This is a genomic window from Pseudarthrobacter sp. L1SW (assembly GCF_020809045.1).
GTDB lineage: Bacteria > Actinomycetota > Actinomycetes > Actinomycetales > Micrococcaceae > Arthrobacter.
The window spans coordinates 2687844-2702227 of record NZ_CP078079.1 but is presented as its reverse complement, the minus strand read 5'-3'; the positions used below and the strand labels follow the sequence as shown (position 1 = coordinate 2702227).

Sequence of the window (14384 nt, the reverse complement as noted above, 5' to 3'; positions counted from 1 at the left end):
AGGGCACCACCGACAATTCCGGGGAACGCCACTGCCGCTAGATTGGATCAATGCGGATTGAGTATGTGGAGGCGGTGCTGGCCATTGTGGAACTGGTTCCCGCCGGATCCGCCGTTGCATACGGCGACGTCGCCGAACTGCTGGGTTCGGGCGGCCCGAGGCAGGTCGGCACGGTCATGAGCAGCTACGGCAGCGGGGTCCCCTGGTGGCGGGTCCTTAAGGCGAGCGGCCACGCACCGGAAGGACACGAGGCCGAAGCCCTCCGCCGCTACCTTGGTGAAGGCACACCCCTGCTGGGTGCCTACCTTGACTTCCAGCGGACCGGCGAGGGGCGTTGGCGCGTGGATCTTACGGCCGCCCGCTGGGCGCCAAGCGAGGCCCAGTTCGACAGGATTGACGCCGTTGCCGGGATGCTGGAGCGGCGGCTGCACAGATTGTCAGTGGCCGATGATGGAATGTCCCTGTGACAGTAACCATGCCCCTCACCGGCCCGCTCGACGAACCCCGGGATGATTCCGCGGATGGCCAGGCCCCTCATCCTGGTGGATCCACCGGCCCCGGAGGGGCACGTACGCCGCGGCAGGCCGGGCCGGGAGCAACCGGCCTGCGGCTGCTCCCGCCGCGCCAGGTGCATGCCGTGGCGCCGCTGTTGTCAGCTGATCAGCAAGCTGCCGTGGACGTCCCCCAAGGAACAGGGCCCGTGCTGCTCCCCGGTGCTCCGGGGACAGGCAAAACCACCGTCCTTGTCGAGGCCGCCGTCAGCAGGGTCACCCGGGACGGCGTGGACCCCGAGCGGGTACTGATCCTGGCGCCCAGCCGCCTTGCCGCCGATGCCTTGCGGGACCGCTTCACCGCCCGGCTGGACAGGAGCCTGAGCACAACCCCTGCACGGACCTGGGCCTCCTACGCCTTCGATGTGATCCGGCGCGCCAAGGCTGAAGGGATCCTTCCGCTGTCCAGGCCCCCCAGGCTGCTCTCAGGCCCGGAGCAGGACCTCATCATCAAGGAACTCCTTGACGGGCACCGCCTTCCCGGGCTGGAGCTTCCCTGGCCCGAAGATATCGCGGGGGCGCTGGAAACCCGGGGCTTCCGGCAGGAAGTCCGGCAGTTGTTCGACCGCATCATCGAGTCGGGCCGTACCCCGGGGGACCTTGTGCGGCTCGGCCACGAGTGCCGCAGGCCTGACTGGATTGCCGCCGCAGCACTCTACGCCGAGTACCGGGATGTCCTGGACCTGCGGATGCCCGAGGCCTTTGATCCAGCCGGCATCATCACGGCAGCACGGCAGATCTTCCAGGATTCCCCCGGCTTCCTGGCGGCGGAACGGGACCGGCTGCAGGTGATCCTGGTGGACGACATCCAGGAAGCCAACCCCGCAGTCTTTGAGCTGCTGGCTGACATCGCCGGCGGGCAGGACTGCTATGTCGCATTTTCTCCGGACACTGTGGTGCAGGGCTTCCGGGGTGCCAGGCCAGACCTCGTGGCTGAACTGCCCGGGCTGCTGTCACCCGACGCACCCGTGGTGGAGCGTCCGCTGCAGTACGCCCACCGGCAGGCACCCGCGGTGGCCCAAGCCTGGCTCGGAGTTGCCGGGCGGATTTCACAGCGCGCGGGCGGGCAGTTGGCCAGGCGGCTTGAGCAACCCGTCGGCCGCAGGCCTCAAGGGGCTGTGGAGGCACACCTCGTCCCGTCCGCCGTACATGAATTGCGCTATGTAGCCCAGCGCATCCTGGACCAGCACGTCAACCATGGACGCGACCTTTCCGAGCTCGCGGTGATCGTGCGCAACGGCGCCAAGGTCAGCGAGTTCCAGCGCTACCTGTCGGGCCAGGGGATCAGTGTGAGGGTCCCCGTGGCTGAGTCCGCCGTCCGGGACGAAGTGGCTGTCCGTCCGCTGCTTGATGCCTTCGCGGTTGCACTTGATCCCATGCTGCTGACCCCGGAAGCCGCAGTATCCCTCCTGACCTCCCGGATCGGCGGAGCCACCTCCATTGAGCTCCGCCGGCTTCGGCAGTCACTGCGGAGGGAAGAAATCCTGGGCGGCGGGGGCCGGACCAGCGACTCGCTGCTGGTCGAAGCGTTGCTGGAACCCGGCGCGCTGGCTACCCTCGGCATCGAAGGCCGTGCCGCGCGGCGGGCTGCACGCATGATCCAGGCGGGCCGCCACGCCGCTGCGCAACCCGGCGCCAACGCTGAATCAGTGCTCTGGGCGCTCTGGGATTCAACCGGACTTGCCGGTTCCTGGACGGAAACCGCGCTTGCCGGGGGTCCGCACGGCGCGCGGGCGGACCGCGACCTGGACGCCATGATGGCGCTCTTCCACACCGCGGAGCGTTACGTAGACCAGATGCCCGGTGCCGGCCCTGAGCAGTTCCTCGAGTACCTCCTGAACCAGGAGCTTCCCATGGACACCCTTGCCGCCCGTGCCCAGGTGGATGACGCCGTGGAACTGCTGACTCCCGCCAGTGCGGCCGGACGGGAATGGCCGGTGGTGATAGTTGCAGGCCTCCAGGAAGGTGTGTGGCCCAATACCCGGCTCCGCGGCGAGCTGCTGGGAAGTACGCTCTACAGCGATGCCGTGGAACATGGGGCAGGGTACGCCCTGCAGCGTGTTCCCCTGAGCCGGCTCCGCGATATCAGGTATGACGAGCTGCGAAGCTTTTCCACTGCAGTCTCCCGCGCACGTGAACTGCTGGTGTGCACGGCTGTTTCCTCCGAGGATGACCAGCCGTCCTCTTTCCTGGACTATGTTGCGCCGCTGGCACCCGGCCAGGAGGGCCGTCCGTTCACGGCAGTGGAGCGGCCCATGGCGCTGCGGGCCCTTGTTGCCGAACTCCGGCAGCATGCCCAGTTGGACGGCAGGGACGCTCCCCAGGCGGATGAGGCGGCCAGGGTCCTTGCCCGGCTGGCGCAGGCCGACCCGCCGGTGCCCGGCGCGCATCCGCAGAGCTGGTGGGGCCTTCTTCCGCTGACCTCTGCTGCAGCGGTGGTTCCGCCCGGCGGTACCGTCTTCGTGTCGCCGTCAAAAGTCGAGACAGTGCAGAAATCCCCGCTCGACTGGTTTGTCCAGGCCGCCGGAGGTGAGGCCGCCACAGACTTTGCCCGCAGCCTTGGCACCCTTGTCCATGCCATTGCCCAGGAGCTGCCGGACGCGTCCGGCAGTGAGTACGTCGCCGAGCTGGTCCGGCGCTGGCCTGCACTCGGAATGAAGGACAACTGGGAGGGCAGGCTGGACTTCCAGCGTGCGGAGTCCATGGTGCGCAAGCTGGCACAGTATGTACTCCTCATGCGAAGCGAGGGCCGAAGCCTGCTCGGAGTGGAACAGGATTTCGATGTAGCACTCGGAAAGATTCCCGTCGATGATGCTCCTGCCCGGGACGCCGTCCTGCGCGGCCAAGTGGACCGGCTTGAGATAGACAGCGAAGGCAGGCTGGTCATTGTTGACCTCAAGACCGGAAAACGGCAGCCCGGCAAGGGGGAACTGTCGCGGCATCCCCAGCTTGGCGCCTACCAGGCAGCGGTGCTCGCCGGAGGCTTCCAGGACCGTCCGGACGGCCCCGCCGCCCCGCTCCCCGGCGGTGCTGTACTGGCCCAGCTCGGAACCGGGGCAAAGAATCCAGCCGTCCAGCATCAGGACGCAATCGACCCGCAGGAGAACTGGGCCATGGACATGGTGAAGGAGGCAGCCGCTGTTATGGGTGGGAGCACGTTCGAAGCACGGCACGATCCCTCGAGGGGAAGCCACGGCGGCCACGGCTGCAGGCTCCCGGAGGTGTGTCCGCTGTGCGTGCGCGGAAGGCAAGTGACCGAATGAGGCCGGAGATGGAACTTTCCTCGGCTACCATTTCCGCAGCGCTCCCGCCTTCCGGGCCCGCCGGCAATGCGGGGTCACCCCCGGCGCCCCGCTTCAGTCCGGAGGAACTGTCCGTGCTCCTGGGGGAGAAGAACGTTCCTACCCCTGAGCAGTCGGCCATCATTTCGTCGCCGCTGGCCCCCCGGCTGGTCATTGCGGGGGCAGGATCCGGCAAGACAGCCACCATGGCGGACCGCGTGGTGTGGCTCGTGGCCAACGGCTGGGTACGGCCGGAGGAAGTCCTGGGCGTGACGTTCACCCGCAAGGCGGCAGGTGAACTCGCCTCCCGAATCAGGGGCAAGCTGACCGCCCTCCAGCGCCTGGTTATCCAGGACACTGCTTTTCGGGGCAGGGATGTCCAGGGCCGGGCTGAAGGAGGCAGCAGGCCCAGCGTGTTCCAGGACGGGCTGCTCAGCACCGACGCTTTGGAGCCGAAAGTGTCCACCTACCACTCCTTCGCCAGCGGCATCGTCTCTGACTACGGGCTCCGCCTGGGAGTGGAGCGGGATGTGGTCCTGCTGGGCGGCGCGCAGGCCTGGCAGCTGGCCAGCGAGGTCGTGGAGGGATACGACGGCGAATACGGTCACTTCCGCGCCGCCAAGTCAACCCTTGTGAAGGCAGTCATTCAACTTGCCGGTGAATGCGCAGAGCACCTCCAGGAACCTGAGGACGTTGAATCCTGGCTGATGGCGCGGCTGTCCGACTTTGAGTCATTGCCGTACCTCGCGGCCAAGAAGAGGAACCCGCCGCAGGCAGCGGCCGACCTCGCCGGCATGCTGAGGACCAGGGCAAGCGTGGCAGACATGGTTGGCCGGTACGCGGCGGCGAAGCGAGCCCGTGGGGCGCTTGATTTTGGCGACCTGGTGGCCCTCGCCGCCCGCGTGGCGCAGGAGGTGCCCCTGGCAGCCCAGATGGAACGGCAGCGCTACAAGGTGGTCCTGCTCGACGAGTTCCAGGACACGTCCCACGCCCAGCTGGTGCTGTTCTCCCGGCTCTTTGGCGGCGGGCATGCTGTGACCGCCGTTGGAGACCCCAACCAGTCAATTTACGGCTTCCGGGGCGCTTCGGCGGGCCAGTTGTTTCACTTCGTACGCGAGTTCCCCGTGTGGAAGGGGACACCGGGACATGGGACAGCCCTCGCCGGTGAGAATGCAGAGGGTGCAAGGGGAGAGGATATGGCGGAAAGCGCTGCCAGTTGGTCTCCCGCACCCACGTCATACCTGACAACGGCATGGCGGAACGGACGGTCCATCCTGGCCGCCGCCAACGTGATGTCCGAATCCCTGGCCCGGGCCGCGGCGCAGCGCGGCCCAGCGGGCGGGGGAGGGGCGGCGGCACCCAAGGTGCCGCCGCTGCAGCCCAGCCCCCATGCGGCAGCGGGATCAGTGGTGCTGGGGCGGTTTGGAAGCGATGTGGATGAAGCCGCAGCGCTCGCCGATGACGTCCTGAAGTACCGGGTGACGGATTTTGAGCTGAAGCCCGACGGTTCGCCGGTCCCGCCCGCCATCGCTGTCCTTTGCCGGCGGCGCGCACAAATGGAGCCCATACGGCGGCAGTTGGAGGCCCGCGGCATTCCCTACGAGATTGTCGGACTCGGCGGGCTCCTGGATACGCCTGAAATCGTGGACCTGGTTGCAACCCTGCGTGTCCTCGCCGACCCCGGCCGTTCCGATGCTCTCATGCGCCTGCTGGCCGGGGCGCGTTGGCGGATTGGCCCCGCAGATCTGATGGCCTTGCGGGACTGGTCCAGCCAGCTTGCCCGGCGCCGGGGCCAGGCTGGACAGGCCAGCGACCACCTGCCGGAAGCAGAGCCGGCCGTCCTGGAAGGCGACCTTACCGACGCCGCCAGCCTGGTGGAGGCACTTGACTGGCTGCCCCGGGAAGGATGCCCCCCAGCGAACGGCAGGTCCTTTACCCCCGCTGCCAGGGAGCGGATGGTCCAGCTCTCAGCGGAGCTGCGCCAGCTCCGCGGCTATCTTGGGGACGACCTCACTACCCTGCTCGGGGAGGTGGAAAGGGCCATGCTGCTTGATATCGAGGTTGCCGCAAGGCCCGGCATCAGCATCCACCAGGCACGCCGGAACCTTGATGCCTTCCAGGATGCCGCGGCCGGGTTCCTGCGGACATCCCAGCGCGTGGATATCCTCGCCTTCCTGTCCTGGCTGGAAGCTGCGTCAGCAGAGGAAAACGGGCTGGAAGCACCACCGGGCGACGTCAACCGGGAGGCCGTGCAGCTGCTCACGGTCCATGCTTCCAAGGGGCTGGAATGGGACGTCGTCTTTGTTCCTGGACTGAACGCCAAGGACTTCCCCAGCGATCGTGACTCCCGCTGGAGCAGCGGGTCCGCAGCTTTGCCTTGGCCGCTTCGCGGTGACCGGGAAGATCTTCCCCAGTGGGACCTGGACCAGCCCGACCAAAAAGGGTGGCTGGATGCGGAAAAGGACTTCAAGGCAGCTGTCCAGGCACATGCGGAGTCTGAGGAGCGCCGCCTGGCGTACGTGGCGTATACCCGGGCAAAGCATGTCCTGTGGGCGTCCAGTGTGGCTTGGGTGGGATCGAGGTCGGGACGGGCGGACATGTCGCCGTTCCTGGCGGAGCTTGAAATTCTGACCGCCACGGCCAGCGAAGGGCCCGCACGGGCAGTCATCCATCCCCTTTCGGTGGAGGAGGCCTCCCTGCCTGAAACCAGCCCCCTGACGCTTGATACAGAGGTGGCCGGCTGGCCCTACGATCCCTTGGAGGGGCCGGTGGATCCGCGCACGGGGGAGCGACTGCGCCTGGCCAGCGGACGCAGGCACGCGATGGAAACCGCGTCTGCGCGGGTGATGGCGGCGCTGGAGCCCTCCATCCGGCGTCCCGCTGCTGCCCGGCCGGACGCCGGAGCGGGCGCGGGAACCCCGTCCGTCATGGATCCCGGCCTCCTGCGGACGTCCGAACTGCCAGGGGTTGCTGCCGGCTGGGCGCGGGAAGCAGCGCTGCTGCTCGAACGCCGGGCAAGGAGGTCTTCTTCCCAGGACGTCCACCTTCCCGCCCACATTTCGGCATCCACCCTGGTTGACCTGGGCGAGGACCCGTCAGCGGTGGCCTGGCGCCTGCGAAGGCCCGTGCCGCGGGAACCGGGAATGTCGGCCCGGAAGGGAACGGCTTTTCACGCGTGGGTGGAAGAGTACTTTGGCACGGCCGGCATGCTGGACCTCGATGAAGCACCGGGTTCGGATGACCACATCGATGCGGCGTACGACCTCGACGCCATGGTGGCCACCTTCCGGTCGTCCCCCTGGGCCCACCGTTCTCCGGCATTCATTGAGGTGCCCGTGGAGACGCGCGTAGGGGACGTGGTGGTTCGTGGCCGTGTGGACGCAGTATTCCAGGATCCTGACGGACGCTGGGACCTGGTGGACTGGAAGACGGGCCGGCGGCCCTCCGGGGACCTGCTCCGGACCAAGGCAGTCCAGCTTGCTGTGTACCGGCTGGCATGGTCCCGGCTGAAGGGGGTGCCGCTGGAGGACGTACGGGCGGCGTTCTTCTACGTTGCCGACAACGAGGTGGTGCGGCCCCACGACCTTGGAACTGCAGGCCAGTTGGAGGAGATCGTCACGGCCGCACTCGCTTCTCCCTGAGGAGGCGTCCTCCTGGCCGCGCTTCCTCCCCGCCGTAGTCCTGTTATGGCAGTAGTCCCGTCACGGCGGGAGCTGGCCTAGTCCTTCTTGGCCTCGACAATTGAGAGTGCGGCGGTGGATGTATCGTCGGGTCCGCCGGCGGATCCAAGGCGGGAGGATCCAGCGCCGCTCTCGGGATCGCTTTTCGTCCCGGTGCCGTCGTTGTCCGCCCCCAACCGCTGGCCGGCAGCGGGTGCCGGGTGGGGCGCAGGTTGGGACACAGGGACTGGCGCCACCGGAATTGGAGTCACGATGACGGCAGGCCCGGCAGGGACAGGCTGGGCCGGGACGGGCAGGACCGTGACCGGCGGCACGCCAGCCGGCATGTCGTCGTCGGCCGCGCGGATGCCCGGAACAGCGTCAGGTGCCGCAGCCCCATGCGCCGCCGTGCCAGCCGCCCCAGCCGCAGTGGTCCCGGCAGCTGCCGCAGGCGGAAGGGGCTCAACGCTGATGGGCTGCCCGCCGTGCTCAGCGATGTCGTGGGCCAGGGTGTCCAGCATCTCCTCCGCCTCGGCAATCATGGAGGAATCCCCGGCCGCGATGCCCTTCACCAGGTACTGGGCAAGGGCGAACTCAGCGGAGAGCGCAGCCCGCCGGAGCAGGTGGTTGTCCGGAGTGTCCCGGCGGCCGGACGTGTAGGACGCCAGGACGGCATCCACAAAATCCTGCTCGTTGGAAGCGACCAGCCAGGCGAAGTCGTCCGCGGGGTCGCCGATGCGGAGGTCGGTCCAGCCGGTCACCGCCGTGACCCGCTGGCCTTCCACCAGCAGGTTGTCCTCGTGCAGGTCGCCGTGCACGACACACGGATTGAAGCGCCACAGGGACACGTCCTCCAGCGCGTGTTCCCAGCGGAGCAGCAGGGCGGGGGGAATCTTCCCGGTGGTGGCTGCCTGGTCCAGCTCGTTCAGCCGGCGCTGCCGGAATTCGTTCGGGGTGTAGCTGGGCAGGTCCGCGTTGCTGACCAACGCACGCGGAAGATCGTGGATCGCCGCCAGGGCAACACCGATTTCCCGGGCAAGGGCGTCCGGTCCCGCCGTGAGCTCTTCGACGCTGCGGGTGCTCCCGCCCAGGTGCGAGTAGACGAACGTGCTCAGGCTGCCCAGCCGCACACTGCCCGCCACGGTGGGCATCAGGAAAGGGAGCTCAGCCCTAATGCCCGGCGCGAAGGCGCGCAGGACCAGGAATTCGGTTTCCAGGCGTGCGCTGGCCTCGGCGTGCCGCGGCGACCTCACCCGCCAGCGCTTCCCCTCGGAATCAAGGAGCAGGGCAGAGTCGAAGTCCGCGGGGTCGTCCGGGGCAGAGCTAACGGCCGTCGGGGTCAGTCCGGGGACTGCCGCGGTTGCAACGGCTGCCAGTTCAATCGGTTTTCTTCTCACCATTCCACGGTAGATTGCCTGCCGTCCGGGAGGCCGGTCCGGCAGCGGCGAGTCTTCAGATACCTGCAAATCAGGGGGCATGGAGAGGGCTTCGAAATGTCAATTGTCAGCGCCAGTCAGTACGGTGGACCTATGAGCCATGCCGAGTCTGTTACACCGGTCTACCAGGAGCAGCCGGCAACGCTGCCCGCAAACCACCTCATGGATACCCTGCTCCCCGTAAGGCCTGCGCTGGTGGACCGCGGATCGGCCGAGCGAACTGCGCCCGGGATAGTGGCCAGCCAGTTGGCCAGCCCCGCAACGTTGGCTGTTGTGTTGTCCGGCCGGCAGGGGCTGGTGCAGGGCGACGGATTGTTTGCGGCCGCCGCGGCGCCGCTGCTTGAAGAACTTTCCGCGGCAGGGTCGGCGCCGGAACTGGTGGTCTTCCTCGGTTCCGCCCTCCCGGACTCGGACTTTCCCGCAGGAACCGGGCTGCTGCTCTTTGTCCTGCCGGAGCCGGTGGCCCCGGGAACAGCGGGCATCCCGTCCGACGCCCGCTGGGCCGGCTTCCGCGACGTGGCTGGCGGGCTGAGCCCAACCCACACTGCACTTTTTGTCGAAGCGAGCGCCATCGCCAACTGGCACTCCGGCCACACACACTGTCCCCGGTGCGGCAAGCCCACCGAGGTGGAATCCGGCGGCTGGGTGCGCCGGTGCCCCGAGGATTTGTCGGAACACTATCCGCGGACGGATCCTGCCATCATTGTCACCGTCGTGGGCCCTGACGGCCGGCTTCTGCTGGGCGGCGGCGGTCCGGCGGATGCCAGGAACTACTCCACGCTGGCAGGCTTCGTGGAGCCGGGGGAGTCCCTGGAACAGGCAGTGGTCCGCGAGATTTACGAAGAGGTGGGCGTCCGGGTGACCGCATGCCAGTACCTCGGTTCGCAGTCCTGGCCGTTCCCGGCCTCCCTTATGCTTGGATTTACCGCCGTCACCGAAGACTCCGAAGCAAAGCCCGACGGCGTTGAGGTCACCAGGGCGCGCTGGTTCAGCCGGGAGGAACTCCAGGAAGCCGTGCTCAGCGGGGAGATCACCATCTCCAGCCGGCTTTCCATTGCCCGCTCGCTGATTGAGCATTGGTACGGCGGACGCATCCAGGACCGGCCCGGCGCCTGACTCCTTTACGTATCCACCAGACTCCAGCACGCGGTAGTCGAGACCAAGAGCAGCAGAAGTGACTACAGAACATATTGACGGCACAGCATCCCTGGAGGATCGCATCCTTGGCGGCCTGGACGCGGAGCAGCGGGAAGTGGCCAGCACGCTGAACGGGCCGCTGTGCGTCCTGGCCGGTGCGGGGACCGGCAAGACCCGTGCCATTACCCACCGGATCGCCTACGGCGTCCACTCGGGGGTCTACTCGCCGCAACGGCTGCTTGCCGTGACGTTCACTGCCCGGGCTGCTGCAGAGATGCGGAGCCGGCTGCGGGACCTCGGCGCGGGCAACGTGCAGGCACGCACGTTCCATGCCGCTGCCCTGCGCCAGCTCCAGTTTTTCTGGCCGCAGGCGGTGGGCGGAACCCTGCCCAACCTCCTGGACCACAAGGCGCAGATGCTGGCAGAGGCCGCCCGAAGGCTCCGGCTCAGCACGGACAGGGCATCCATCCGCGACCTCGCCTCCGAAATCGAGTGGGCCAAGGTGTCGATGCTGACGCCGGCCAACTACCTGGAAAACGCCCAGGACAGGGGCGCGCCCGGAGGGTTCGACCTCACCGCCGTGGCACGGGTTTTCCAGTCCTATGAGGACGTGAAGACGGACCGCAATGTCATCGACTTCGAGGACGTACTGCTGATCACGGTGGGCATCCTCCAGGAGGACGAGAAAGTCGCCGCCACCGTCCGCGAGCAGTACCGGCACTTTGTGGTGGACGAATACCAGGACGTCTCCCCGCTGCAGCAGAGGCTCCTGGAACTCTGGCTCGGCGGCCGGGACGAACTCTGCGTCGTGGGCGACGCAAGCCAGACCATCTATTCGTTTACGGGGGCGTCCCCCAAGCACCTCCTGGAATTCAAGGCCCGCTACCCGCAGGCCAATGTTGTGAAACTCATCCGCGACTACCGTTCCACCCCGCAGGTGGTGAAGCTCGCCAACGACCTCCTGGCGGGCAGGCGCAGCGGCGGGCCCGTTGCGGATGCATCCTGGGCAACACCGCTCCAGCTCGTGGCGCAGCGGCCGGCGGGACCGGCACCACAGTTCACCGAGTGCGCGGACGATGAAGCCGAGGCAGCCACTGTTGCCCAGAAGATCAAGGCACTGCTCGACGCCGGCACGCCCGCCAGTGAGGTCGCTGTCCTGTTCCGCACCAACGGCCAGTCCGAAGCGTACGAGCAGGCCCTCGCCGCCGCCGGCATCGGGTACCAGCTGCGGGGCGGTGAGCGGTTCTTCGCCCGCAAGGAGGTCCGCGACGCCATCCTGCAGCTGCGGGCCGCCACCCGGGCTGTCGCGGAAACGGACGCCCCCGAGCCCCTGGGCCAGCTGGTCCGGGACATCGTCTCCTCCCTCGGCTACACGGACTCGGCCCCCCACAGCGGCGGTGCGCTGCGGGAACGCTGGGAATCGCTGGCAGCCTTGGTGGCGCTTGCCGATGAGCTGGTCCAAACCCGGGGCGCCCAGTTTGGGCTGGCCGACTTCGTCAACGAACTCCAGGAACGGTCCCTTGCCCAGCACGCCCCCACCGTCCAGGGCGTGACCCTTGCCTCGCTGCACGCCGCCAAGGGCCTGGAGTGGGATGCGGTGTTCCTGGTGGGCCTCAGCGAGGGGCTGATGCCCATCTCCTTCGCTGACTCGCCGGAATCTGTGGACGAGGAACGCAGGCTCCTCTACGTGGGAATCACCAGGGCCCGGGAGCACCTGTCGCTGTCATGGTCCACGGCCCGGACTCCGGGCGGCCGGGCAAACCGGAAGCCGTCACGGTTCCTGGACGGGCTGCGCCCGGATTCCGTGGCGAGTTCAAGCACCAGGGGAAAGGTCACGGTGTCCCGCCGGAAAGCCGCCGCGCCCGCCATGTGCCGGGTCTGCGGAAGCATGCTCGCCACCGGCGCGGAACGCAAAATTGGCCGGTGCAACTCCTGTCCGCCGAGCTATGAGGAACAGACCTTCGATGCCCTGCGGACCTGGCGCCGCGAAGTTGCCCTCGCCGCGGAGGTACCGGCGTTCGTGGTCTTCACTGACGCCACGCTCACCGCCATTGCCGAGGCGCGTCCCGCCTCGCTCGAAGAGCTCGCAGGGCTCGCAGGAGTTGGCCCCTCCAAGCTGGAACGGTACGGGGAAGACGTACTGCGCGTCCTGACGGAAAGCACTTCCCTGTGAGGTCCGGGAACGGCGCGACAGCGGCTGCCGCTGCCCGGACCGCCGCCAACGGGACCACTGCCCCCCTGACCACTGCCGACGGTGCGCCCGTTGTGGTGCGCCGATCCGCGCGGCGCACGCGCACTGTGGCGGCCTTCTGGGAGAACGGAAGTGCAGTTGTGGCCATCCCGGCGCGGTTTACCGCGGCGCAGGAGGCCGAATGGGTCCACCGGATGGTGGCCAAGCTGCAGCGCCAAGGGGAGCGGCGGGCAGCGTCAGGCCGGAAGCGCCCGGCCACCGACGCTGCCCTCGCAGCCCATGCCGCCCACCTGTCGGCACAGTATCTCGGGGGACGGGCAGTGCCGGCGTCGGTGCGCTGGGTCAGCAACCAGAATTCCCGGTGGGGTTCAGCCACCCCCGCGGAGGGCACCATCAGGCTTTCGGACAAGTTGCGGCCAATGCCGCAGTGGGTCATCGACTATGTGCTGCTCCACGAGCTCGCCCACTTGCTGGTGGCCGCGCATAACGCTGCGTTCTGGAAGCTGCTGGAGGCCTACCCCGAGACCCAGCGGGCCAAAGCGTTCCTCGAAGGTGTCTCGTTCGCCACCGGGCGCGGCATGGCCGACCCCGATGCGGACTGAATCCGCCGGCGCAGCAATGCCGGCCAGGACGGCCTAGCCCTTCGGCTGGCCGTCCTGCCCTTCCTCCGGCCGTCCGCCGTCGCCGTCGTCCTTTGCAGAGCCGCCCAGGCCTTCGCCGCCGCCCTGGCCCTCCGGGGAGTCCTGGCCCCCAGACCCACTCCCGCCCTCCGGGGCAGCGTCGAAGCCACCGCTGAGGAGTTTCTGCAGGGCGTCGTCCACTTCGCTGTCGCTGGCTTCGGCCAGCTTGCGGCGCCCGCTGAAGCCCTTGGGGTCATCCAGGTCCTCGGCGGTGGGCAGCAGGTCCGGGTGGTGCCAGATGGCGTCGCGGCCTTCGATGCCGCGCTCTTCCTTCAGGATGGCCCACAGCGTGGCGGCATCACGCAGCCTGCGGGGCCTCAGCTCGAGGCCCACCAGGGACGCGAAGGCGTGCTCGGCCGGGCCGCCGGTTGCCCGGCGGCGGCGCACGGTTTCGCGGAGGGCGCCCGCGGACGGCAGCAGCTTCTCCGTGGCGGCCGCGGTGAGCTCGTCCACCCAGCCTTCCACCAGGGCGAGCGCTGTCTCAAGCTTCTCCAGGGCCTGTTCCTGCGCGGGAGTCCGCTGGGGCATAAACACGCCTTGCGAAAGGGCGTCCTGGATGCCCTCGGGGTTGCTGGGATCAAGGTCCCGCGCAAGTTCCTCAATCCGTGAGGTGTCAATGTGGATGCCGCGGGCATAGGCCTCGATTGCGCCCAGCAGATGGCCGCGCAGCCAGGGCACCTGGACAAAGAGCCGTGCGTGCGCCGCTTCCCGTACGGCGAGGAAGAGCCGGATGTCGTTCTCGGGCAGGGACAGACCTTCTCCGAATTTGGCAACGTTGGCCGGCAGCAGTGCCATTTCAAGGTCGGCCAGGGGGACACCGATATCGGTGGAACTGACAACGTCAGCGGACAGGGCGCCGATGGCCTGCCCCAGCTGCATGCCGAAGATTGCGCCGCCCATGTTCTGGAGCATGGAGGATGCCCCGCCCATCATGGACTTCATCTCGTCGGGCATCTGCTCCGTCATGGCGGAGGACAGGGCGTTGGCAATGCTGTTGGCAACGGGCTCGGTGAGCCGCTTCCACGTGCCCAGGGTGGCTTCCACCCATTCCGCCCGGGACCATGCCTTGCCGATCAGTCCGGTAGACGGGAGATCAGTGACGGGGTCCAGCCAGAGTTCCGCCAGGCGCAGGGCCTCGTCGACCTCGCGCGACTGCTGGGATGTCACCGAGGGGTCGCTGCTGCTTGCCGCAACCCGGCGTGCGTTGTCGTGGGCCAGTTGCCAGTTGACGGGACCTTCGGAGGGGGCGCTCATCATTGCCTGCACCTGGGAGAACATCTGCGCCAGCAGGTTGGGGTCGTTGGGCAGCCCGGCAGCCTTGGCCAGCTCCGCCGGGTCGAAATTTTCCATCCCCTTGCCGCCCATGAGGTTCTGCAGCATTTCGGTCAACGGGTCCTTGGGGGTGTCATCCCCGTTGGACGAATTGAGTGGATTGGAGGCCATGATCCC

The 14384-nt window shown here is 67.9% G+C and carries 8 protein-coding genes; 6 read left to right on the top strand and 2 right to left on the bottom strand.

Annotated elements, in window-relative coordinates; genetic code table 11:
* The first annotated feature begins 50 nt into the window (after nt 1–50).
* Genes KTR40_RS12390 through KTR40_RS12380 form a run of 3 tightly spaced genes read left to right on the top strand, consistent with a single transcriptional unit; the run spans nt 51 to nt 7473 of the window.
* Entirely contained in the window at nt 51–467 is a 417-nt protein-coding gene (locus KTR40_RS12390; protein ID WP_228403932.1) for an MGMT family protein, read from the top strand.
* Nucleotides 464–3814 (top strand): ATP-dependent DNA helicase, encoded by a 3351-nt coding sequence (locus tag KTR40_RS12385; RefSeq protein WP_228403931.1) that lies wholly within the window; start codon nt 464–466, stop codon nt 3812–3814. Before KTR40_RS12390 ends, KTR40_RS12385 begins: the two co-directional genes overlap by 4 nt.
* 8 nt (nt 3815–3822) lie before the next feature.
* Nucleotides 3823–7473 (top strand): ATP-dependent DNA helicase, encoded by a 3651-nt coding sequence (locus KTR40_RS12380; RefSeq protein ID WP_228403930.1) that lies wholly within the window; start codon nt 3823–3825, stop codon nt 7471–7473.
* Between the two features lie 77 nt (nt 7474–7550).
* On the opposite strand, the gene KTR40_RS12375 is transcribed toward KTR40_RS12380, so the two are convergent.
* Nucleotides 7551–8888, bottom strand: coding sequence for a macrolide 2'-phosphotransferase (locus tag KTR40_RS12375; RefSeq protein ID WP_228403929.1), 1338 nt, complete (start codon nt 8886–8888; stop codon nt 7551–7553).
* Nucleotides 8889–9020: 132 nt separating this feature from the next.
* Here KTR40_RS12375 and nudC point away from each other — a divergent pair, with 132 nt between their 5' ends.
* The 3 genes from nudC to KTR40_RS19140 all read left to right on the top strand — a co-directional run bounded on the left by nudC (nt 9021) and on the right by KTR40_RS19140 (nt 12857).
* The gene (nudC, locus tag KTR40_RS12370) at nt 9021–10043 is read left to right on the top strand and encodes an NAD(+) diphosphatase (protein ID WP_228403928.1); all 1023 of its coding nucleotides are present in this window, start codon (nt 9021–9023) and stop codon (nt 10041–10043) included.
* A gap of 58 nt (nt 10044–10101) precedes the next feature.
* Nucleotides 10102–12237 carry an ATP-dependent DNA helicase UvrD2 gene (locus tag KTR40_RS12365; protein WP_228403927.1) on the top strand — a complete coding sequence of 712 codons (2136 nt, stop codon included), beginning with the start codon at nt 10102–10104 and terminating at the stop codon, nt 12235–12237.
* 65 nt (nt 12238–12302) lie between these two features.
* Complete coding sequence (locus KTR40_RS19140) at nt 12303–12857, top strand: M48 family metallopeptidase (protein ID WP_228406132.1); 555 nt, start codon at nt 12303–12305, stop codon at nt 12855–12857.
* A gap of 33 nt (nt 12858–12890) precedes the next feature.
* Here KTR40_RS19140 and KTR40_RS12355 read toward each other — a convergent pair whose 3' ends face one another.
* On the bottom strand, nt 12891–14378 hold the full coding sequence (locus KTR40_RS12355; RefSeq protein WP_228403926.1) for a zinc-dependent metalloprotease: 1488 nt from the start codon (nt 14376–14378) through the stop codon (nt 12891–12893).
* Nucleotides 14379–14384 lie beyond the last annotated feature (6 nt).